General features: G+C 39.8%; 15 protein-coding genes. 9 read left to right on the top strand and 6 right to left on the bottom strand.

What is annotated here, in order from left to right; genetic code table 11:
• Positions 1–85: 85 nt before the first annotated feature.
• The gene (locus ACFFIP_RS07745; RefSeq protein ID WP_382387028.1) at positions 86–2,626 is read right to left on the bottom strand and encodes a M14 family zinc carboxypeptidase; all 2,541 of its coding nucleotides are present in this window, start codon (positions 2,624–2,626) and stop codon (positions 86–88) included.
• 121 nt (positions 2,627–2,747) lie between these two features.
• Here ACFFIP_RS07745 and ACFFIP_RS07750 point away from each other — a divergent pair, with 121 nt between their 5' ends.
• Positions 2,748–3,506 (top strand): 3-keto-disaccharide hydrolase, encoded by a 759-nt coding sequence (locus tag ACFFIP_RS07750; protein WP_382387029.1) that lies wholly within the window; start codon positions 2,748–2,750, stop codon positions 3,504–3,506.
• 170 nt (positions 3,507–3,676) lie between these two features.
• Here the strand turns inward: ACFFIP_RS07750 and ACFFIP_RS07755 are convergent, their stop codons facing one another.
• Positions 3,677–5,146: an SLC13 family permease gene (locus ACFFIP_RS07755; protein ID WP_382387030.1), complete on the bottom strand. Its 1,470-nt coding sequence runs from the start codon at positions 5,144–5,146 to the stop codon at positions 3,677–3,679.
• Positions 5,147–5,744: 598 nt separating this feature from the next.
• Between ACFFIP_RS07755 and ACFFIP_RS07760 the strand changes: the two genes are divergently transcribed.
• The 5 genes from ACFFIP_RS07760 to ACFFIP_RS07780 are packed head-to-tail and all read left to right on the top strand — an operon-like array spanning position 5,745 to position 15,523.
• Positions 5,745–9,176, top strand: coding sequence for a 1,3-beta-D-glucan phosphorylase, GH149 family (locus tag ACFFIP_RS07760; protein WP_382387031.1), 3,432 nt, complete (start codon positions 5,745–5,747; stop codon positions 9,174–9,176).
• Positions 9,177–9,201: 25 nt separating this feature from the next.
• The gene (locus ACFFIP_RS07765; RefSeq protein ID WP_382387033.1) at positions 9,202–10,962 is read left to right on the top strand and encodes a glycoside hydrolase family 3 protein; all 1,761 of its coding nucleotides are present in this window, start codon (positions 9,202–9,204) and stop codon (positions 10,960–10,962) included.
• Between the two features lie 19 nt (positions 10,963–10,981).
• On the top strand, positions 10,982–12,253 hold the full coding sequence (locus tag ACFFIP_RS07770; protein WP_382387034.1) for a glycoside hydrolase family 17 protein: 1,272 nt from the start codon (positions 10,982–10,984) through the stop codon (positions 12,251–12,253).
• Positions 12,254–12,302: 49 nt separating this feature from the next.
• Entirely contained in the window at positions 12,303–14,636 is a 2,334-nt protein-coding gene (locus ACFFIP_RS07775; RefSeq protein WP_382387035.1) for an MFS transporter, read from the top strand.
• A gap of 2 nt (positions 14,637–14,638) precedes the next feature.
• A complete protein-coding gene (locus tag ACFFIP_RS07780) occupies positions 14,639–15,523 on the top strand; it encodes a glycoside hydrolase family 17 protein (RefSeq protein WP_382387037.1) in 885 nt (294 codons plus the stop codon).
• A gap of 95 nt (positions 15,524–15,618) precedes the next feature.
• Here ACFFIP_RS07780 and ACFFIP_RS07785 read toward each other — a convergent pair whose 3' ends face one another.
• The 3 genes from ACFFIP_RS07785 to ACFFIP_RS07795 form a co-directional block, all read right to left on the bottom strand.
• Positions 15,619–16,692, bottom strand: coding sequence for a hypothetical protein (locus tag ACFFIP_RS07785; RefSeq protein ID WP_382387038.1), 1,074 nt, complete (start codon positions 16,690–16,692; stop codon positions 15,619–15,621).
• Between the two features lie 58 nt (positions 16,693–16,750).
• The gene (locus ACFFIP_RS07790; RefSeq protein WP_382387039.1) at positions 16,751–17,239 is read right to left on the bottom strand and encodes a hypothetical protein; all 489 of its coding nucleotides are present in this window, start codon (positions 17,237–17,239) and stop codon (positions 16,751–16,753) included.
• 202 nt (positions 17,240–17,441) lie between these two features.
• Positions 17,442–17,900: a cold-shock protein gene (locus tag ACFFIP_RS07795; protein WP_382387040.1), complete on the bottom strand. Its 459-nt coding sequence runs from the start codon at positions 17,898–17,900 to the stop codon at positions 17,442–17,444.
• A gap of 156 nt (positions 17,901–18,056) precedes the next feature.
• On the opposite strand from ACFFIP_RS07795, the gene ACFFIP_RS07800 reads away from it, so the two are divergent.
• A complete protein-coding gene (locus tag ACFFIP_RS07800; RefSeq protein WP_382387041.1) occupies positions 18,057–19,178 on the top strand; it encodes an XdhC family protein in 1,122 nt (373 codons plus the stop codon).
• Positions 19,175–19,771 carry a nucleotidyltransferase family protein gene (locus tag ACFFIP_RS07805; RefSeq protein ID WP_382387042.1) on the top strand — a complete coding sequence of 199 codons (597 nt, stop codon included), beginning with the start codon at positions 19,175–19,177 and terminating at the stop codon, positions 19,769–19,771. Before ACFFIP_RS07800 ends, ACFFIP_RS07805 begins: the two co-directional genes overlap by 4 nt.
• An 88-nt stretch (positions 19,772–19,859) precedes the next feature.
• Here ACFFIP_RS07805 and ACFFIP_RS07810 read toward each other — a convergent pair whose 3' ends face one another.
• Positions 19,860–21,002: a cysteine desulfurase family protein gene (locus ACFFIP_RS07810; RefSeq protein ID WP_382387043.1), complete on the bottom strand. Its 1,143-nt coding sequence runs from the start codon at positions 21,000–21,002 to the stop codon at positions 19,860–19,862.
• A gap of 91 nt (positions 21,003–21,093) precedes the next feature.
• On the opposite strand from ACFFIP_RS07810, the gene ACFFIP_RS07815 reads away from it, so the two are divergent.
• The gene (locus tag ACFFIP_RS07815) at positions 21,094–21,450 is read left to right on the top strand and encodes a hypothetical protein (RefSeq protein WP_382387044.1); all 357 of its coding nucleotides are present in this window, start codon (positions 21,094–21,096) and stop codon (positions 21,448–21,450) included.
• Positions 21,451–21,573 lie beyond the last annotated feature (123 nt).

Genomic DNA, 21,573 nt, shown 5'->3' on the forward strand with positions numbered 1-21,573 from the left:
GGAAAAGTTTTAAAGTAAAAAATAAAAAGGCAAAAGGTAATCCAACTTTTACCTTTTGCCCTTTTACTTGGCTCTTTAACCTTAATTACATTTTATCACCATAGAAAATGGCATTGAAGAAAAGCTTGTTCGTTCCGAACCAAGTCCCCCTAAAGTTGGGATTGTCCACAAAATGGATCACTCTTCCCTGACCAACCTGTGAAACCAGAACACTAGCGCTTTGCTTAACTTTTTCTAGGTTATTGGATGATACATAACCGCCCAAAAGTGGGTTTTGGGTATACCTTACAGGAGTTTGGTATTTGTTTTTGGAAGGCTTAAAGAAAATCGTTGTGTTGCGGTATACCGGGATTTCAACATTTCTATAACCAAATCCCAAAGGATGGGTAATATCCAAATGGCCTAAATAAATACTTCCCCCTATAGCCTGTGCTCCTTCAAAGTCTCTTCTTGAAGCAAAAGGAACAAAATCAGGTCCTTTGGCAGATTCAGTAGTCAGGTATTCCTCTTTCGCAATTTCTTGGGACTGTAGCCATTGACTGGCCATCCTAAGGGATATAATTGTCCCACCTCTATTTAGCCAATCTTTTAAATGATTAATCTGAGCCGCTCCTAATGAATTGTAACTACCTGAAGTCAGGATAAGGGTATTGTAATCATACAAGTTAACCCTTCCGAATAAGCCAAGATCAATTTTGCTAATAGACATGCCCACTTTGGTGTCCATCAAATGCCAGATTTCTCCGGCTTCATATTGGGAAGTACCTTGTCCCACCAACATCAGCACTTTAGGTTCTCTTACTGCTGAAATATTATTGCTTCCTAAGTCTATGCCTTTTAAGTTAAAACCAGTAGTAGTAGCATAAACATGCTGTTGACTGGCTTTCGCAGCCAGGGCAATTGCCTCATGGAGTTCAGTAGCTGATAATTTTTGAAATCCTGTTGGAATAACCAGGGAACCCGCAGGGAAATCTTTAGATCCCTGATCAGTATTTGAAGTAAATGGCAGTGCAGTGGTCTCTACGTGAACCCCAGATGCCTGCAAATGATGAAGGAATTTTGGGGCGAAATAATCTGACCAATCTACGAGATAGGCAACATACTTGCCAGCTTGAGGAAAATGAAGTTCCAAAGATGGTAGAGTGGTTAACTCCTTTCCAGTACTTGCAACTGTCTGTGAGGAATAGGGAATGCCGTAAGCAAGGGCCATGGTCCAGGAAGAAGCATCATAAAATACAGAGTCAGCAAATTCCGTTACTTTTTCAAACATACTCCTGACCATTCTATACTGTGGCTGAGAAGTCGGTACAACCCATGATTTACCTTTTTTGAATGACTTACCTTCTGCATTTATTTCTCTATCATTTTCAAATACTTTAATCTTATGATCTAATAATAACTTGAGAAACAATCTATTTCTGGACTGGTCGAATTCATCTCCAAAAACATAAGCCTTTGTTCTGCTACTATTTGCTTCAGATATGGCGGTTTGAAAATATTCCCTCAGGTAGCGGTGCATGTATTCCCTTTCCTTAACACCCCCTTCCATAGTCGCAATTGAGGTTCTCAACTGATTGCGAATTGTAAAGGCAAAGGTGATAGGCCCTCTTTGGGAATTTTGAATATGGCCCCTTGAAGAACCTTGTTCGAACACCAATCCAAGCCCTCCTTGAATATCCGGATAGGTGGAACCATAGCCGGGATAGCTGTTATCGAAAACTTCTTTGGTCCAATATAAGCTACCTATATCATCCAACGCCTTTGCAAAATAGGCCGCGAATTTACTGTTGATGTCTTCGTAATTTTTTCTGGGAATGACAGGATTTTCACTACCAAAAGGCTTGGTCGGTTCAAAGAAATAAGTGCTGTTTGTACCCATTTCATGAAAATCTCCAACAACATTCGGGTACCAGGTATGGTACCAGGCTATTTTGGTTTGAAGTTCTACCTGCGCCAATGGCAACCAATCCCTGTTCAGGTCAAACCAATAATGGTTGACCCTTCCTGATGGCCAAATCTCATTGTGCTCGCGATCCAAAGGATCCGCAACTGGAGGAGTGCCTTTATGCATATTCGCCCAATTGGAATGACGGTCTCTGCCATCTGGATTAATGGCGGGATCGATCAAAACAACCGCATTTTCCCTGATTTCTTTTGCTAGCTCACTTTTGGATGCTAATAACCAGTAAGCAGTCAATATAGATGCTTCACCTCCTGAAGGCTCATTTCCATGAACACTATAGGCCAGATTGATTACCGCTGGCATACTCGAAACATCGGGCATCGGTGCTTGAGGATCTACCAACTTGAGATGGTTGGATCTGATAGATTCTATGTTTTGGATATTTTGGCCTTTACTGATCACCAACACGACCAAAGGTCTGCGCTGATTGGTATAGCCAATTGTATGCAATTCCGCCATATCTGAAACTTCAGCCAATTTTTCAAAATAGGCTACTAAGCGGTCATATCGGGTGTGCCATTCACCGATTTCATATCCCAGAAAAGATTCGGGTGTGGGGATTTCTTCGGAGAAAGTTTCGCCGGGGAAATAATAGGTGTTTTGGGCCTTAACCTGTACAAAAGAAAGAACAAGCAGGAACAAGAGGAGTAGCGTTTTCTTCATGGTCGAAATTTTGAGAAATTTACTCCTAAAATACTGATCAAAAAAATGAAAATCCATCAATGGTTTTTGAAAGCTTGGGAAATGGCTTAATTTGGAATCATTAACCAAATCCATTAAACCTATGAGAAAAATTTTAACCACTTCAGTGGGATTTGTAGCTGTCATGCTGGCTTTCCCTGTTTTTGCGCAGCAACAGGAAATCAAACTTCCACCTCAGGCGACTGAGTTCTGGGAGCCAATTGTTAGAAAAGTGCAGCCTGGAAATGAAAATCATCAAGCCCCATCTGATGCCATTGTTATTTTTGATGGAAGCAGTCTAAGCAATTTTGTGAGTTCAAAAACAGGTCAAAATCCTGAATGGACTTTGCAAAATGGGGTCATGACAGTAGCACCAGGAAAAGGTGATATTGAAACCAAACTTGGCTTTGGAGACATGCAACTTCATATAGAATGGTCGGCGCCAACAGTCATCAAAGGAGAAGGACAGGGTAGGGGCAACTCGGGGATTTTCCTCATGTCCCACTATGAAGTTCAAGTCCTGGATTCTTATGAAAGTAGAACTTATTCAAATGGACAGGCAGCGAGTATATACAAACAATATCCACCATTAGTGAATGCAATGAAAGCTCCGGGAGAATGGAATACTTATGATATTTATTTTACAGCACCAAGGTTCAATTCGGATGGAATGCTTGTTTCCCCAGCAAGAGTTACCGTGGTACACAACGGGATCTTAGTCCAAAACAATATAGAAATCAAAGGTCCTACAGAATATATCGGTATCCCAAATTACAAAGCGCATCCCAATGAACTGCCCATCAAACTTCAGGATCATGGAGACTTGGTCAGCTTTCGCAATATCTGGGTTAGAAAGTTATAAGTTGAAAACTATCATCTTCAGATCATAAGAGAGTTAATAACAATAATTAAATATATAAAATGCTGATTATCAATAATTAATCAGCATTTTTTTATAGTATTACTTAAATATTAATCAACGTAAATTAATGGATAACCAAACCCTAAGATTCTAGGCCAAAAATATAGAATTTAAAAGGGATAGGTGTCTAAGTCCAATCCCCATAGCAAAGGGAGGACAAAGTAAGTGAATAATGTAATGATCAAAATCGAAATAATATTCATCCATAAACCGGCTTTAAACATATCCGGCATACTCAGGTAACCAGAACCAAATACTACCGCATTGGGAGGTGTAGCGACTGGAAGCATAAAAGCACAGCTAGCTGCCATCGTAGCACCCACCATCAAGCCAAAAGGGTGAACACCCATCGAGTAAGACACCGCCGCCAGAATTGGAAGTATCATGGATGCTGTGGCCACATTAGAGGTGATTTCAGTCAAGAAGTTAACTGCAGCAATGATAATTAACAAAAATAAAACAAAAGCGATGAAATCCAGGAAAACAAATTGATTGCCTATCCAAGAAGCCAAACCAGTAACTTTAAAACCTTCGGCCAAGGATAGACCACCTCCAAAAAGCAACAAAATACCCCAAGGTATACGCTCGGCAGTTTTCCAGTCTAACAACTTAGTTTTACTATCAGAAGAGGGGACAACAAAGAGCAAAATAACCCCAGCAATGGCAATCATGGTGTCATCCAAAGCAGGGATAAGGTCCTGAAGAATAAAAGAGCGAATAATCCAGGTAATACTGACAAGACCAAAAACCAAGCCTACACGTTTTTCTTCAACAGATATTGGTCCCAAAAGTTGGAGCTGTTTTTCAATTTCATCTTTACCACCGGTTATAGAAAAATCTTTTCCAAAAGGGTAGGCATACCTGACCAAATAAACCCAGCAAATGAATAAAAGCAATGCTGAAATAGGTAAACCATATAGCATCCACAAAGAGAAACTGATTTCATAATTATACATTTCCTTGACAACTCCTGCCAAAATAATATTTGTGGGCGTCCCTATTAAAGTAGCCATTCCTCCAATTGAGGCGCTATAAGCGATTCCCAACATCAGGGCTTTACCGATTTTGTGGTCATCGATGGTCGAATCCTCTTTTAACGTAACGGAAAGCTGGCTTACCACAGCAATTGCAATGGGCAACATCATCAGGGAAGTGGCTGTATTGGATATCCACATTGACAAAAATGCGGTGGCAAGCATAAAACCTAAAATGATTCTTTGGATATTAGTACCAATTAATGCGATGGTATTCAAGGCAATTCGCTTATGGAGATTCCATTTTTCTATTGCCATAGCAATCATAAATCCTCCCATGTACAACAAGACCATAGGATGAGAGTATGAGGAAGCTGTATTACTCATAGGTAATGCTCCAAGGGTAGGCAGTAAAACCAGAGGCAATAAAGACGTAACTGCTATTGGTATGGCTTCTGTAATCCACCATGTTGCCACCCAAACTGTTACAGCCAACATGGCCAAGGCATCCTTGGACATTCCTGCAGGCTCCAAAAAAAACAACACGATAAGAAATATTACTGGTCCTAAAATGCGGCCAAAAACTGCTGTTTTATTTTGGGTCATGAGAAGAAGCTAATAAGTTTTAAGCTTAGTGATTTTTTTCACAATTTCAAATACCAGATGAATGAGAAGGGGACTTAATCATTTGAAAGGTAATATCAGGTTGAAAGAGATTACATTTCTTTATTTAACATAATGTAAATTATATAACAAATAGAAATGGTTCATATAAAAAGGAGATTTGGAAGTTTTCATACGACTGTAAAGCAACAATGAAATCATGGAAATATATATGATTCAAATTCCAGTAAAAAATCTCAAGAGAAACGTTTCTAAAAGTTAAACCTATCAGACACCAATGAATTCTAAACATAATTAATTTTTATAAAAAGAATTTTTAAGTGAAACGTAAAACTTACTAGTAATACAAAAATATTTGAAATTGGGCCTATTTAAGAGATTTTACCTAAACTAATGTATAATATTAGAATTTTTGTAGTATAGATGAGAAAGAAATGATGTATTAATTTTTTTTTAATTCCAACGCAATAACCTCATCTTGATTTGATGTTTTGATCCTCTGGTAAAAAAAAATAATCCGCTTCAAAACTGAGCCAGAATAATTGTGTCAATTAATTATCGAACCCAAATCTATCATTAAGTGAAAATAAATGAAACTCCACAATTAAGCCAGGTCCATATTGACAATGAAATCTATTACCAGATTTCAAATGTAGACCACATGCGCACTTTTTTCATGAGCATCATCAGCAATTCAAACCACTGGCTCTTTATTGGAAGCAACGGTGGATTGAGTGCCGGTAGAAAGGATCCTGAAAATGCATTATTTCCTTACTACACGGATGACAAAATCATAGAATCTTCAGAAATCACAGGCTCGAAATCCATCATTCGTGTTCTGAAAGATGAAATACTTCATGTTTGGGAGCCTTTTTCCATACAATTTGCCAATCTATATCAATTACAAAGAAATCTTTATAAAAATTCCTATGGCAACAAGATTTTATTTGAAGAAATCAACCATGATTTAAAAATCAGCTTCCAGTACCAATGGTGTTCCAGTGACCGATATGGTTTTGTAAAAACCAGCAAATTAATTAATAACGGAACCAGTGAGATCGAACTTTCTTTGCTGGACGGTATTCAGAACATCATGCCTTATGGTGTAGGCTCTGCACTTCAAGGTCAGCGAAGCAATCTTGTCGATGCATACAAAAGAAATGAACTGGAAAAAGAATCCGGCATTGGTATTTTTGCCCTAAGCGCCATCATTGTTGACAAGGCGGAACCAAGTGAAGCATTGAAGGCTACAGTGGCATGGTCATTGGGGATGGAAAATGCCAGGCACCTCCTCTCCTCCTCTCAACTAAAAGCTTTCAGAAACGGAAAAACTATATCAGAAGAATCAGACGTCAAAGCGGAAAAAGGCGCCTATTTTGTCCAAGCCGATATTAAATTGTCCGCTAAAGAAAAGAAAGAATGGCTCTTGATAGCTGATATCAACCAAAATGCTGCCCAAGTTGCTGCCCTTTCCAAAGCCATCAGAAGTGATAAGCAGCTGATTGAAAAAATAAAACGAGACATTGAAACCGGAACACAGCAACTCATTCAATTGAATGCTGGAGCTGACGGTATACAATTGACTGCTGATCGCCTACGGGATACCCGTCATTTTGCCAATGCCATGTTCAATATCATGCGAGGAGGCATATTTGATAACAATTACCAATTAGAAAAAGTAGATCTTAAAAGCTATCTCTCCAAAGCGAACAAACTTGTCTTTCAAAAACATAAAAACCGTGTAGATGCCCTACCGCAAGAATTATCGCTTTTTGAACTAAAGGGTTTTGCATCAAAAACTGAAGACAACGATCTAAAGCGATTGATATTAGAGTATCTGCCTCTTAAATTCAGTCGGAGGCATGGAGACCCCAGCCGGCCATGGAACCAGTTTTCGATCAATACCCGGAATGAACAGGATGGATCGAAAGTGCTGGACTATGCGGGAAACTGGAGAGATATTTTTCAGAACTGGGAAGCTTTGGCCCACTCCTACCCTGAGTTCATTGATGGCATGATTTTTAAGTTCTTAAATGCCTCAACATTTGATGGTTATAATCCCTACAGAGTCACCAAACATGGGATTGATTGGGAAAGAATCGAAGCAGATAATCCCTGGTCTTATATTGGTTACTGGGGTGATCATCAGATCATTTACCTTTTGAAGTTTTTGGAGTTTTCTGAAAACCATACCCCAGGAAGACTTGCCTCCTATTTCAATGAGGAGATTTTTGTATATGCCAACGTTCCTTATAAAATCAAGCCTTACAGAGAAATACTTGAAAATCCAAAGGATACGATTGATTTTGATCACCAACTCGACCAGGTTATTCAGAAACGTTGGTCTGAACTTGGCGCTGATGCTGCCCTACTTCAAAACAGGGAAAGACATATCCATCATGTGAATTTTATTGAAAAAATCCTGACTACAGTTTTGGCCAAGATCTCCAATTTCATTCCTGAGGGAGGTATCTGGATGAATACACAGAGGCCAGAATGGAATGATGCCAACAATGCCCTGGTGGGCAATGGAGTCTCCATGGTCACACTCTATTACTTAAGAAGGTTCATGACTTTTTTCCATGAAATCCTTGAAAAGAGTACAATTCAGGAAGTCAGGATTTCAGATGAATTAAGGTCATTCTTTGAAAACACCCGGGAAGTCCTATCGAAGCATAAGCATTTACTTGAAGGTCCGATTTCTGACAAAGACAGAAAAACAATCCTTGATGGTTTAGGTCTTGCCGGGAGCAATTACAGGTCCCTTATCTATGAGCAATCCTTTTCTAACGAAAGAAGTCCACTAACTATAAAGGAGCTCAGCGAATTTTCAAGCCTTTGTCTTAATTACCTGGACCATTCAACTCAGGCCAACAAGCGGGCTGACAATTTGTATCATGCTTATAATTTGATGACTATTGAAAATGATGAGGAAGTCAGCATTTCTTATCTGAGTGAAATGCTGGAAGGACAAGTGGCTGTTTTGAGTTCAGGCTGTTTATCTTCCGAAGAAGTGCTTAAAACACTTGACAGCCTCAAGGCAAGTGCGCTCTTCAGAGAGGATCAGTATAGTTATTTGTTGTATCCCAACAAAAACTTACCTGGTTTCCTCCAAAAGAATAATATTCCAACCACAGAGGTGGCAAAATCAAATCTCCTGAATAGTTTGCTGAAAGCAGGTAACAAAAGTATCATTGAAGAAGATGTCAATGGCGACTTTCATTTCAACGGTAATTTTAAAAACGTATCCGATCTAAAAATTGCACTTGATGCACTGGATAGTAAACTTTATCCTCTGACAGAAGAAAGCAAAAAAAGAGTCTTACAGATTTTCGAAAAGGTTTTTAACCACAAGGCATTTACCGGTAGATCAGGAACTTTCTATGGATATGAAGGTTTGGGTTCCATCTATTGGCACATGGTTTCCAAGTTGCAATTGGCAGTAATGGAATGTTGCCTGAAAGCCATTCAAGATGGGGAAAATGAGGAACTGGTTGATAAGCTGTTGGCGCATTACTATGAGATCAATGAGGGAATCGGTGTACATAAGTCCCCTACCCTTTACGGTGCTTTTCCTACAGATCCCTATTCCCATACTCCAGCCAATAAAGGCGTGCAGCAGCCAGGGATGACCGGTCAAGTTAAAGAAGACATTATTTCCCGCTTTGGAGAATTGGGGGTTTTTGTGAAAGAGGGTAGCCTTTCTTTCAATCCTTGTATGCTGCGAAAATCAGAATTCCTGACCGAAGGACAGGTGTTTAGCTATGTTGATGTACATGGAAAAACGATTCAGTTTCCTATTGGAGAAAATTCTCTCTGCTTCACCTACTGTCAGGTACCTGTAATTTATGAAATAAGTGATAAAAACAGCATACATGTAAGTTTCGGAAATGGCGTAAAAGCCGTCCATGAAAGGTTAAATCTGGACAAGGAAACAAGTGAGAAAATATTCAATCGGACAGGCGAAGTAGGTCAGTTGGTGGTTCAGCTGGATAAGACCATGTTAAGGTAATTTTTTATTAAAATTCCCATTGGCAATGAAAATCAAATTGGACACAGTGATTGAGCATAAAATTGAGGAACTGCTTTCTCAAATGACACTAGATGAGAAAATCGGTCAAATGAGCCAGGTTCGCCATTTTGATGATATCAGTTTGGAAGATGTCAAAACCAAATTCATCGGTTCGGTGATCCATACCCAAGGTCCTCTTCCTGGTAATGATGCAGCAGAATGGCAGGCCAAATTCACCGAAATGCAGCAAGAGGCATTGAACACCCGACTGGGAATTCCCTTGCTTTTTGGGGTAGATGCAGTACACGGTCAAAACACCTATGATGGCGCTACCATCTTTCCTCATAATATTGGTTTAGGTGCTTCAAGAAACGCTGATTTGGTAGAAAAAGCAGCTGCCATCACAGCTATCGAGTCAAAGGCCACTGGATTTAACTGGGTGTTCTCCCCTTGCGTGGCCATTCCTTTTAATGAAAAATGGGGCCGTGTTTACGAGGCATTCTCTGAAAGCACCGAAATAACTACCCAATTGACCCGTGCTTCTGTAAAAGGATATCAAGGTCAGGGAAAAAAAATGGAAGTCATGGCGACGGCCAAACATTTTATTGGAGATGGAGCTACGGATTTTGGGGTAGAAGGCGGCAATGCTTCTTTAAGCTTGGAAGAAGTGCTCCAACGATTACTTCCACCCTATCAGGCTGCTGCAGAGGAAGGAGTGGGCTCCATTATGGCTTCATTCAATACCCTGAATGGTATTTCTATGCATGCACATCAAGAGATGATCACTGGTCTCCTGAAGGAAAAATTAGGTTTCGAGGGGATTGTCGTATCAGACTGGAAGGCCTACTCCCGCTTTGGAAAGAATGATATTATCAATGCAGGTATTGATATGGTGATGGCGGTAGATGGGGATCTGGATCTGTTTCAAAATGGTGTTAGAGAAGGTGTTTTGAATGGGGAGATTGCCCTAGAGAGAATTGATGATGCTGTACGAAGAATTTTGCGACAGAAATTCCGGCTTGGACTTTTTGAAAACCCTTTTCCGGATAAAAGCATAATTGGGGAAATAGGGAAAAAAGAACATCGGGGTATTGCAAGGCAAGCTGTAAGGGAATCCCTGGTTTTGCTTAAAAATGAAAACAATGTCTTGCCGTTGGATAAGCAAGCAAGGATCGTCGTGGTTGGCGAATTCGGAGACAACTCTGGTCTCCAATCGGGCGGTTGGACGGTCAATTGGCAGGGAACCACAGAAAACTATAAAAGCGCCACGACTATTCTTGAGGGAATCCAAAAGTTTTCCGATCATGAAGTCAGGTTTGATCCCGATGGTACCGGTATTATTGAAGATGTTGATGTGGCCTTGATAGTGGTAGGTGAAACTCCCTATGCTGAGTTTTTCGGAGACATTGGTGGAGAAATGGATAAGTATCAACTGACGCTTACCGAAGCCCATCAAAATTATATCACTGCCTATGCAGAGAAAGGAATCAAAACAGTGGTACTGTTGATTTCAGGAAGACCTTTAGTAGTCACCCGTCAAATTGAGCAAAGCGATGCCTTTGTTGCGGCCTGGTTGCCTGGGTCTGAAGGTGATGGAATCGCTGAGGTTTTGTTTGGTCAATTTGATTTCAAAGGAAAACTCCCCCACTCCTGGCCAAAGTCAGAAGAGGACTACACAGGTAAGTATGGCCCTAATTTTTGGGACAGTTCTATAGAGCCACTTTTCCCTTTAGGGTTTGGACTAACATATTATAAAACATTGTTAAATAATAATTTATGGCATTAATAATAAAAATTACTTTACTATGAATTCAACCCTCATCAAATCAATTTGCATTGGAATGGCTTTGACGGCGGCTTTTTCATGCAGCAGTAAAAAAAGAGAAGATTCAGATAACACAATTAAACAAAAAGAAGTGACAGCGAAAGATATATTAGGCAATCCGGCTTATCAGGCCATTTCTTATGAAGGATACAGAGCTAAATCAAGAGAGATACAGCCTACAGTAGCACAATTGAAAGAAGATGTAAAAATCTTACATGCGATGGGAATTCGACTTCTTCGGACTTACAACGTACAATTTGCCCATGCCTCCAATCTGCTCAAGGCAATCTCCGAAATTAAGGCAGAAGACCCTTCTTTCGAAATGTATTTGATGCTAGGTGCTTGGATAGATTGTAAAAATGCCTGGACCGGTCTTGAACCTGACCACGATGTGGAAAGTGAGCAAAATGAGGAAGAGATCAACCGGGCCGTAGCCTTGGCCAATCAATATCCGGATATCGTAAAAGTATTGGCTGTTGGCAATGAGGCCATGGTGAAGTGGGCCACCAGTTACTACGTTCAGCCTTCTGTGATCCTCAAATGGGTCAATTATTTACAATCCTTGAAAGCAGAAGGGAAATTACCCAAAGATCTTTGGATTACCAGTTCGGATGATTTTTCCTCTTGGGGAGGCGGAGGTCATGAATATCATACAGAAGACCTGAATGAACTGATTCGTTCAGTGGACTTTATATCCATGCACACCTACCCGTATCACAATTCTCACTATAATCCAGAATTTTGGAGAGTCCCTGTAGAAGAATCCAAATGGTCTGAGATAGAAAAAGTCGATGCGGCTATGATGCGAGCCTTGGAATTTGCCAAGTCCCAATATGATTCGGTCACCAACTATATGAAAAGTCTAGGAGTAAACAAACCGGTGCATATCGGTGAGACAGGTTGGGCGACCATATCAGACGGTTTATATGGCCCTGATGGATCCCGGGCAACTGATGAATACAAACAGGCCCTTTATTACCGACTCATGCGTGAATGGACAAATAAGGCGGGTATTTCCTGTTTCTTTTTTGAAGGTTTTAATGAACCTTGGAAGGATGCCGGAAATCCGATCGGTTCGGAAAATCATTTTGGCTTATTCACGGAAATAGGAGAAGCAAAATATGCCATATGGGACTTAGTCGATCAGGGTGTTTTTGAAAGCTTAACAAGGGATGGCAATCCGATCAGAAAGTCCTTTGGTGGTGATAGTGAAAAACTTTTACAAACAGTCATGGCACCTCCATTTAAATAAACATATTCTGAAATTTCAAACGCTCAATTAACCACCAAACCCAAAAACCATGTCAACAGCCACAGCTAAAGTCCCCATGGGACAGAAAATTGCCTTTGGTGTCGGAATGCTAGCCAACCAGATGTTCCCAGCTTCACTTGGAATATTCATGGTGGTACTTGTGCAGAATTTAGGATTCCCTGGCTGGATGTGGGGAATCGTCTATTTTCTCCCCCGTATCCTCGATGCTGTAACCGACCCTATCATGGGCTTCATCTCTGACAACACCAGATCAGTATGGGGAAGACGGAGACAATATGTGTTTCTCGGCGCCATTGTCATGGGTGTGACCTTCTCTGTGATGTGGCAACTTTACGGAGAAAACAGCGTGACTTACAACTTCACTTATTTTCTACTCGGCTCTTTTGCTTTTTATATCGGGCTTACCATTTTCAGTGTGCCTTATGTAGCGATGGGCTATGAAATGAGTGAGGATTTCCACGAGCGCACTCAAATTATGGCTATTGCACAGTGGATTGGGCAATGGGCTTGGGTAATTGCCCCTTGGTTTTGGGTGATTATGTATGAGCCTAACTGGTTCACAACTCCTGAAGCGGCTACCCGTCAGCTTGCAATTTGGGTAGGCGTCATTTTTGCCATTTGTGCCATGGTTCCTGCTATTTTCATTCGCAGTAAATCCACCAAAAACGAAAACTTCTCTCCTCTCACCTTCAATGCCATAGGAGATAGTGTTTCACAAATCATTCGAGGGTTTAAAGAGGCATTTTCTTCAAGACCATTTAGAAAACTTTGTATTTCTACATTTTTTATCTTCAATGCATTCAACACGGTGGCAGGCTTCGTCTTTTTTATTGTGGTTTGGCATTTGTTCAACGGTGATGCAGGCGCTGCAGGATATTGGACGCCTATATTCGGTAGTGTGGGTGCATTGGTCACCACCTTTATAGTCATCCCAATAGTGGCCTGGATGTCCAAAAAGATTGGCAAGAAAAATGCTTTCATGGTTTCTCAGGGCATCGCTTTGATAGGCTATGCATCTTTATGGTTCCTGTTTGTACCTGGAAAGCCCTGGATGTTTATTTTTTCTCTCCCCTTCCACTCTTTTGGAATCGGCAGTCTTTTTGTACTGATGATGTCCATGACGGCCGATGTCATCGACCTGGACGAATTGAATTATGGTGTACGCCGTGAAGGGGTGTTTGGGGCCATCTATTGGTACATGGTAAAGTTCGGATTCGCCATTGCAGGTGGATTGAGCGGGTTGATTCTGACTGTTGTAGGTTTCGATGGAAATGCTGCCGTACAGCCCGAAGGGGCCGTTACCGGTCTGAGGTTGTTCTTCTCCGGACTGCCCATGCTCGGAACCATAGCGGCTATGTACCTGATGCACGACTATGATGTAGATGAAGCAAGGGCTAATGAGATCCGGGCAGAATTACAAGCACGCAAAAATACTGATCCAATAAAAGTCACCACTGTTTACCAAAACAATGATTCCATTTTTATAGGAGAAAAAGAAACCCTAAAAACAGATTTTGATTTCACCAATAATTCTGCCTCTGATATAAAAAATGCATTCAGTAATACATTGAATACTGGTCTCCATGGCATTTGTTTCAGTCCTTATCTGGAAGGACAACAGATTGGCGATCAATTGAGTGAAGAACAGATTTTTAGAAGAATGGAAATTATCGCTCCTCATACACAGTGGATACGATCATTTTCTTGTACGGGTGGTAATGAATTGATTCCCAAGGCTGCTCGCACTTATGGACTGAAAACCATGACTGGGGCTTGGATAGACTCAAATAAAGAAGTGAATACGCACGAAATCAATTCCTTGATTTCTCTGGCAAAAGAAGGATTGGTTGATATTGCTGTGTTAGGAAATGAAGTGCTCATGCGCGGAGAATTGACTTTGGAGGAGCTAATTTCCTACATCAATCAAGTAAAAAAGGAAATTCCGAATGTACCTGTAGCTTATGTAGATACCTACAATCAATTCCTTTCTCACCCGGAACTCATCGATGCTTGTGACGTAATTCTTATCAATTGCTACCCATTCTGGGAAGGTATACATATCTCTCAAGCTAGCAGCCACTTGAGTCAAATGTATGAATTGACCAAAAATGCTGCTAATGGAAAAAAAGTGATTATTACGGAGACTGGCTGGCCGGATAAAGGAAGCCCATTACATGCAGCGGAACCAACCGCTGAAAATGCCATGCGCTACTTTATAAACACTCTGCGGTGGGCTAAGGACTCACAGGTGGAAATGTTCTATTTCTCGTCTTTTGATGAATCCTGGAAAGTGCGGCATGAAGGTAATGTAGGTGAGTCATGGGGGTTATGGAATAAAAATGAACAACTAAAATACTTATAATTATGTCATTTAATGCTGACAAAGTCCTGGCGCTTACAGGACGTAATTTTGAGAGACTTTCGAAGGAAGAACTTGTTGAACTCTTCAATGAAGTGCTGGAAGGTGGAATGCACGGATTATGCTTTAGTCCATACGTAGAGGGTCAACAACCAGGAGATCAACTTTCTGAAGAACAAGTACGAAGAAGATTGGAAATCATTCGTCCTTATACCAAATGGGTGCGCTCCTTCTCCTGTACCGAAGGAAATGAATTGATTCCTATCATTGCCAAAGAACTCGGCATGAAAACCCTAGTGGGCGCTTGGCTGGGAAAAGATGATAAGATCAATCAAGAAGAAGTAGCTGGTTTGATTAAGTTGGCAAAAGCAGGGTATGTGGATATCGCTGCTGTGGGCAATGAGGTCATGTACAGAAAAGACTTGACAGAAGACCAACTATTGGGCTTTATTGAACATGTCAAGCAGGCGGTCCCAAAAGTACCGGTGGGATATGTGGATGCCTATTATGAGTTTGAACTGAAGCCAAGAATCACCAATGCCTGCGATGTGATACTGGCCAATTGCTATCCATATTGGGAAGGCTGTATGCAGGATTACTCCTTGGTGTATATCAAAGATATGTATCAAAGAGCTTTAAGAGCCGGAAAGGGTAAAAAGGTAATCATTTCGGAAACAGGTTGGCCCAGCCAAGGTACGCCTCTTTATGGTGCAGTCCCTTCTGATGAAAATTTTATGAAATACTTCATCAACATCCAAACCTGGGCAAACCAAGAAAAAATAGACATTCATTACTTCTCTTCTTTCGATGAATCTTGGAAAGTGGGGACTGAAGGCGATGTGGGTGCCTATTGGGGAATCTGGGATAAGGATGAACAGTTGAAGTACTAATTGATACATGAAACCATAACATTACCTATGGCCTAATTAAGAGGCTGATACCTTAGCTATAAGTATCAGCCTTCTTTTTTTTCCGTTAGCTCGAATCATTTGCTTAAAACCCGATCAATCTCACTCCAATTTCCTTTTAAAGCCTCATCCAGCATCCTGTTCCACCTTTCCTGCTCTACGGTATCCATACCATGCCGGGTCTGCTTGTCATAAATCTCCTGAAGGCGGTTCATTTCCCGGTAAGCATCCAGATAGGTGTCATTTAAGGTAGCCTCATACCAATCAGGGTCCAGGTTCAAACTTTTTAATGTATGGATGAACCGGTCTACCACAATCCTGACCACATCAAAATGACGCTGTTCATGATTCAGAGAATAATCACTTGGGGATTTCACCCAAGATTGATTTGGCAACATGTAAATATCAAATTCAAGGATTTGAATGATTTTTCCAGCTTCTACTGTGGTCTTTCCCTGAATTGCGAAACTCGTGAAAATTGATGCATTGAATTTGCTTTTACCCCTGGGTTGATCAGCAAAATCCTCCCAAACCAAAGGGTGGTTTGGGTCATAATAAACGGTGTCCTGATGACTGGCCTTAACACGATCGATGATTTCCAACTGAACCTCTGTAGCCAAATTGGGATTGTTCATCACCTGCATATTCATCCAGGTATCAAAGTATTCCGAAGCATTCAGAAAAATCTTATTGACCACCTCTGGTATTATATCCAACCGGTTTGGAGATCTTCTATACTGAATGGAACCCGTAAAATCCACCAAATGGAAAGGTTCAAATTCTCCCTTTTTAAAAAATCCAATCACTAACTGAACATCACCTTCATAAACTTTATTTTTCAAACCAGCTTTTTCAACAAGGTTCAATTCAAAAATTCTGACCTGTATATTTTGAACATTTTGCCCTAGGGGATTAACTCTACGTTTAAAAAATTGCCTGGCTTCATCATCTAAACCTTCCTTCAATTCAACCGCCTGAAGTTTACCGTTAATATCGTGTACATCTCCTATTTTCCCTTTTTTGATTCTAAGGTCAATCACTTCATCGATCTGATAACGCTTATCGGAAATTTCTTTTGACTGAGATGACAAACCAACATACACCTTTTGCCCAAAAGCGGGTTGATACAAGACCAAAAAAAAGGTAAACATTACTATAAAGATTTTCACAATAGTATATACAGCAAATCTTACTAATTGGTTCTAAACATCAATTTACCATAGGAGCCTTTAGTTCTTCAAGCATCAACTGGAAATCATATTGAAGGTCTTCATGTAATCCTGAGATCAATTTTTCCACCTTGCCTATCTGAACTTTGTATAGGTTGTCAATCACAGGGTGATGAAAATTAAGATACCCATACAGCTTCATCTGTTGGCAAAAATAAATAATCAGTTCAATTTGAGCGGTCTTGTCTTTGGTCAGTTTCAGGTTTTTATTAAGTTTTCTACGTATTGCCTGTGCAGATTTCTTAGCGTAATGGTAGTGCTTGGTATTGGCTTTCATAAACTCCATCTCCAATTCTTCCTGCACCATTTCAACAAATAATCGCGGATTGTTCCTTTCAAATAGTTTGAAATATAGGAAGGCTTTATTTTCACGACTGAATTTACTAAGCTCAAGAATCATCGACATCAACTCTTGTTCATTAAGGTAACTCAGTTCTTTTTTGATTTCCGAAAGGCTTGCAATTTTCATAAAATAGAGTGCATTGAACTTATAAAGTTAAGCTACAAATCGGATAGTATTCAAAAAATAAAGACAAAGAAAGACCATCAGAATCATTTTCATGAATCGATAGTCATGCATTTCAGTTTACATATTGATCATGTATCCCTGAGGATAATGATCAATTGTAAAACATGAAAGTTAGAGAAATATTAGGGTAAGGAGACTTGAATTACTTTACCAGTTTGACTTCAATAGCACTCAGGCCTTTCTGTGTCTTTTCAGTTTGAAAAGTGACTTTGTCATTCTCCTTAATCTGATCTATACATCCGGAAAGGTGTACAAAAATACTTTCCTGAGTTTGTTCGTCTTTGATAAATCCATATCCTTTTGAGGAATTGAAAAAAGTCACTTTGCCTTTTCTTCCTTCTGCATCCTCTTCAATTTTAGAGGCTTTAGGTACTCCGATGTCAATGCTGTCCGCATCTATTTCTTTTCTCTTTTTGGTAGGATCCGGAGGCGTTGAGGTAATGTTTCCAAATTCATCCACATAAGCAATCATATCTTCAAAATCTGTGGATTTATCTGTGTTTGATTTACGGGATTCTTTTCGGTCAATTTTCTCCTGCTTCTTTTTCTGTCTTAATTTTTCCTTCTCTTTTTTGTTAAAGGTTTCTCTTGATTTTGCCATATAATACAAAATACTAGGTTTTTTTGAGAAATTCCTATTTTATCGCCCAAACAATTTTTCAGCATCACTCCTTTTGATTGAAATCATGGACTTCTGGCACTTTCCCCTTTAAGCTTTTCATTTTTTTAAGTAGTTTCGTCTCCAAGCATACCAATTATGAAAGAATTATATCAGATCATTCAGGCCTACTATATATGTGTTTCCAGAAATCAGAAAGCTGCTTTAGCTACAGTAGTGAAGGTAGATGGCTCTGCATACAGACGTCCCGGTGCCCGCATGCTCGTAACAGAAGACGGAGAACTCACAGGAGCGATCAGTGGTGGATGTCTTGAGGGAGATGCCCTGAGAAAAGCACAATCTGTCATCTTTCAACAAAAATCAATGGTGGTTACTTATGATACCACTGATGAAGATGATCAGAAATTTGGAATCGGTCTAGGCTGTAACGGCATTATTCAGGTATTGATTGAGCCTATCAACAAGGATGATGTAAATAACCCGATTGAATTGCTCAAAAAGGCTTTGGAGGATAGACAAACAACATTTCTAACAACCCTATTTTCCTTAAAAAATGCCAAATCCCAACAAATAGGAACCATTATTTTGTATAAAAACGGTCAGTTTTTAGGGAATTCTTCAGTACTGGACCATCATCTTTTTGAGTTTATTCAGTCAGAATTGAAAAAAAATATTGCACAAACCACGAAATTAATCTGTCACTATCCAGAATGGGACGATATTTATGTCTTTTATGAATGTATCAAACCACCTGTACAGGTTTTGCTTTTTGGTGCGGGCAACGACACTTTGCCCATTGCTAAAATGACGGATTTATTAGGATGGACTTTGACTTTGATTGATGGGAGGAAAAACCAGGCCACTGAATCAAGATATCCTCAGGCTTCCAAAATCATTGTAGCTCCTGCGGATGAAGCTGTGAAACAAATTTCAGCAGACAGTAACACCGTGGCCTTATTGATGACCCACAATTTTGAATATGAAGCGGTTATTTTAAAGGATCTCCAAGACTTAAACCTTCCCTATATTGGTATCCTGGGACCAAAGAAAAAAACATTAAAACTCCTTGAGAGACTTAAAAATCAAGGATTACTAATAAATGAATCCAATATTTACGGTCCTTTAGGCCTTGATATCGGAGCTGAAGGATCTGAAGAAATCGCGCTCTCTGCCATTGCCGAAATCAAAGCTGTCCTTTCCCAAAAGACAGGGATGCATCTACGGGAAAAAGAAGGTCCAATTCATGAAGAAGAAAGATGAGCAGCAATAAAATAGGAATTATAATTCTTGCTGCAGGTTCCTCTTCCCGCTTAGGACAAGCTAAGCAATTACTAAAATTCAAAGAAAAAACCTTACTGGAAATTTCACTGCATGCTGCTCATGGTTCTATGGCTGATCAAATGGTGTTGGTACTTGGAGCTAACCTGAATCAAATTCAGCAAGAAATCAACCTTGCTCCATATGAGGTAGTTATCAATAATGATTGGAATTCTGGAATGGCTTCATCCATGCAAACCGGCTTGAGACACCTGCTTCAACAACAGAAATTTGACGCAGTCATTCTGATGATTTCAGATCAACCTTTTATCGAACCAAATACAATCAACTTATTAATAAACAAGTATTTAAATTCAAAAAAAGGAATCATCACTTCTACATATCAGGATACATTTGGTGTACCGGTACTTTTTGATCAAAAGTACTTTAATGAACTATTGGAACTCAAAAGCAAGGAAGGTGCTAAAAAGATTATCTATAAACATTTAGACGATATAGAAAAGGTTGATTTTCCAAAAGGAGCTGTGGACATAGATACTCCTGAAGACTATGCAAAATTGATAAATAGCCAATAAAACATCTTAAATTTCTAAAATATTCCTGAACATCAAGCGTCCTGCAACTTGGCTCTTGAGTCTTCCTTCTTGCGTCTTCCCCTCTTTCCTACCCTCTCAATTCCTGCATCACCTTCTGAACATGTTCGATACAATTTAAAATATCCTGTTCAGAGGTATTCATCCCCAAGCTAAAACGAATAGAGGACCTACCCAATTCAGAAGCCAAACCCATGGCAGTAAGTACATGAGAAGGTTTTGGAGAAATACTGCTACAGGCAGAACCTGAACTCACTGCAACGAACTTATTGATTTTTCTAAGCAGTTCCTCCCCTTCGACACCCTCAAATGCAATATTGCTTACATGAGGCAATCGACTAGCAGGGCTTCCATTCAAGCTTGTCCCGGGAATCATCAGAATGCCTTGCTCAAGCTGTTCCCGCAACTTTTCAGTCCGTAAACTTTCTGACATCATCTTCCTACCTGCTATTTCGGCGGCTTTCCCCATTCCGACTATCCCTGGTACATTCAAAGTACCACTCCTAAAGCCCTTTTCATGCCCTCCTCCTTCAATCAGTGGCAAAGGTTTGGGTAAAGGATGATTATGTCTAATATATAAAACGCCTACGCCCTTTGGACCATACATCTTATGAGCAGATATAGCCATTAAATGTACGCCATTCACATCAATTGGAATTTTCCCTGCCGCCTGCACCGCATCTGTCAATAATATCAAATGATGTTTTTCAGCAATTTTTTTGACTTGATCCATGGGATGGATTAGCCCTGTTTCGTTATTCGCCCACATCAAAGCTATCATTTTGGTATATGGCTTTATGGATGCCTCTAATTCTTCAACACTGATCTCACCATATTGATTTACAGGAAGATAAGTAACTTCAGTTCCTTTTTTCTCCAGACTTTTAAAGGTATCCAATACTGCTTTATGTTCCGTTTGACAGGTGATATAATGTTGGTGTTCAGGATGATAATATTCAAAAATGCCCTTAATGGCCAAATTGATCGCCTCTGTTGCTCCTGATGTAAAAATTAATTCCTTGGATTTTGCACCTATCAAATTGGCTATATGTTCTCTAGCTGCTTCTACGGCTTCTTCTGCCACCCAGCCATAAGGGTGGCTTTTGCTTGATGCGTTGCCAAAATGCTGACCAAACCAGGGCAACATGGTTTCAACAACTTCTTCTAAACAAGGTGTAGTGGCATTATAATCCAGGTAGATGGGATAATTCATAATCTTCAAATCATTTCATTTCTAAGGTAAGTGCTTTCAGCTTTTCTGCCAAACAGAAAAAATATGAAACACAAAATGTTTAATTTTGATTATGCAGGAATCATGGGAATTTATCTTAGCAGAAAATAAAATTGAACAATGTTCAGAAAATTTTATTCGTTCAATTTTAGAAAAAAACAAAAAAGAACTCGGTATTTTTCTCTCCTATTATTACAAAAGGGAAGGGGCTGTTGCTGAAAATGTGATATTAGATGGAAGTATTGATTTTATCTCCAAGTTCACTGGAAAATTTACAGTGGAATTTGATTTGGTCCATTTCAATGCCTGCTTGAATATCCATGATCAAAAAAAGGAGAAAATGGACTTGAATTTTGAGATAAAACAGGAAAATTCTAGCCTTCAGCTGAAGGGTCCCTATTGGCCAGAAAGGGAAATGGATGACATTTAAAAAGGGGCTGTCCGAAAAGGGCAGCCTTTTTTATGCTGCAATTTTTTGATTTTGAAAATCTAAAGTCATGATTGGGGATTTTTGATTAGATTTTTTCCTTGACACGTATAATACTGGTCGACT

Source organism: Fontibacter flavus, from assembly GCF_042432905.1.
Taxonomy (GTDB): domain Bacteria; phylum Bacteroidota; class Bacteroidia; order Cytophagales; family Cyclobacteriaceae; genus Fontibacter; species Fontibacter flavus.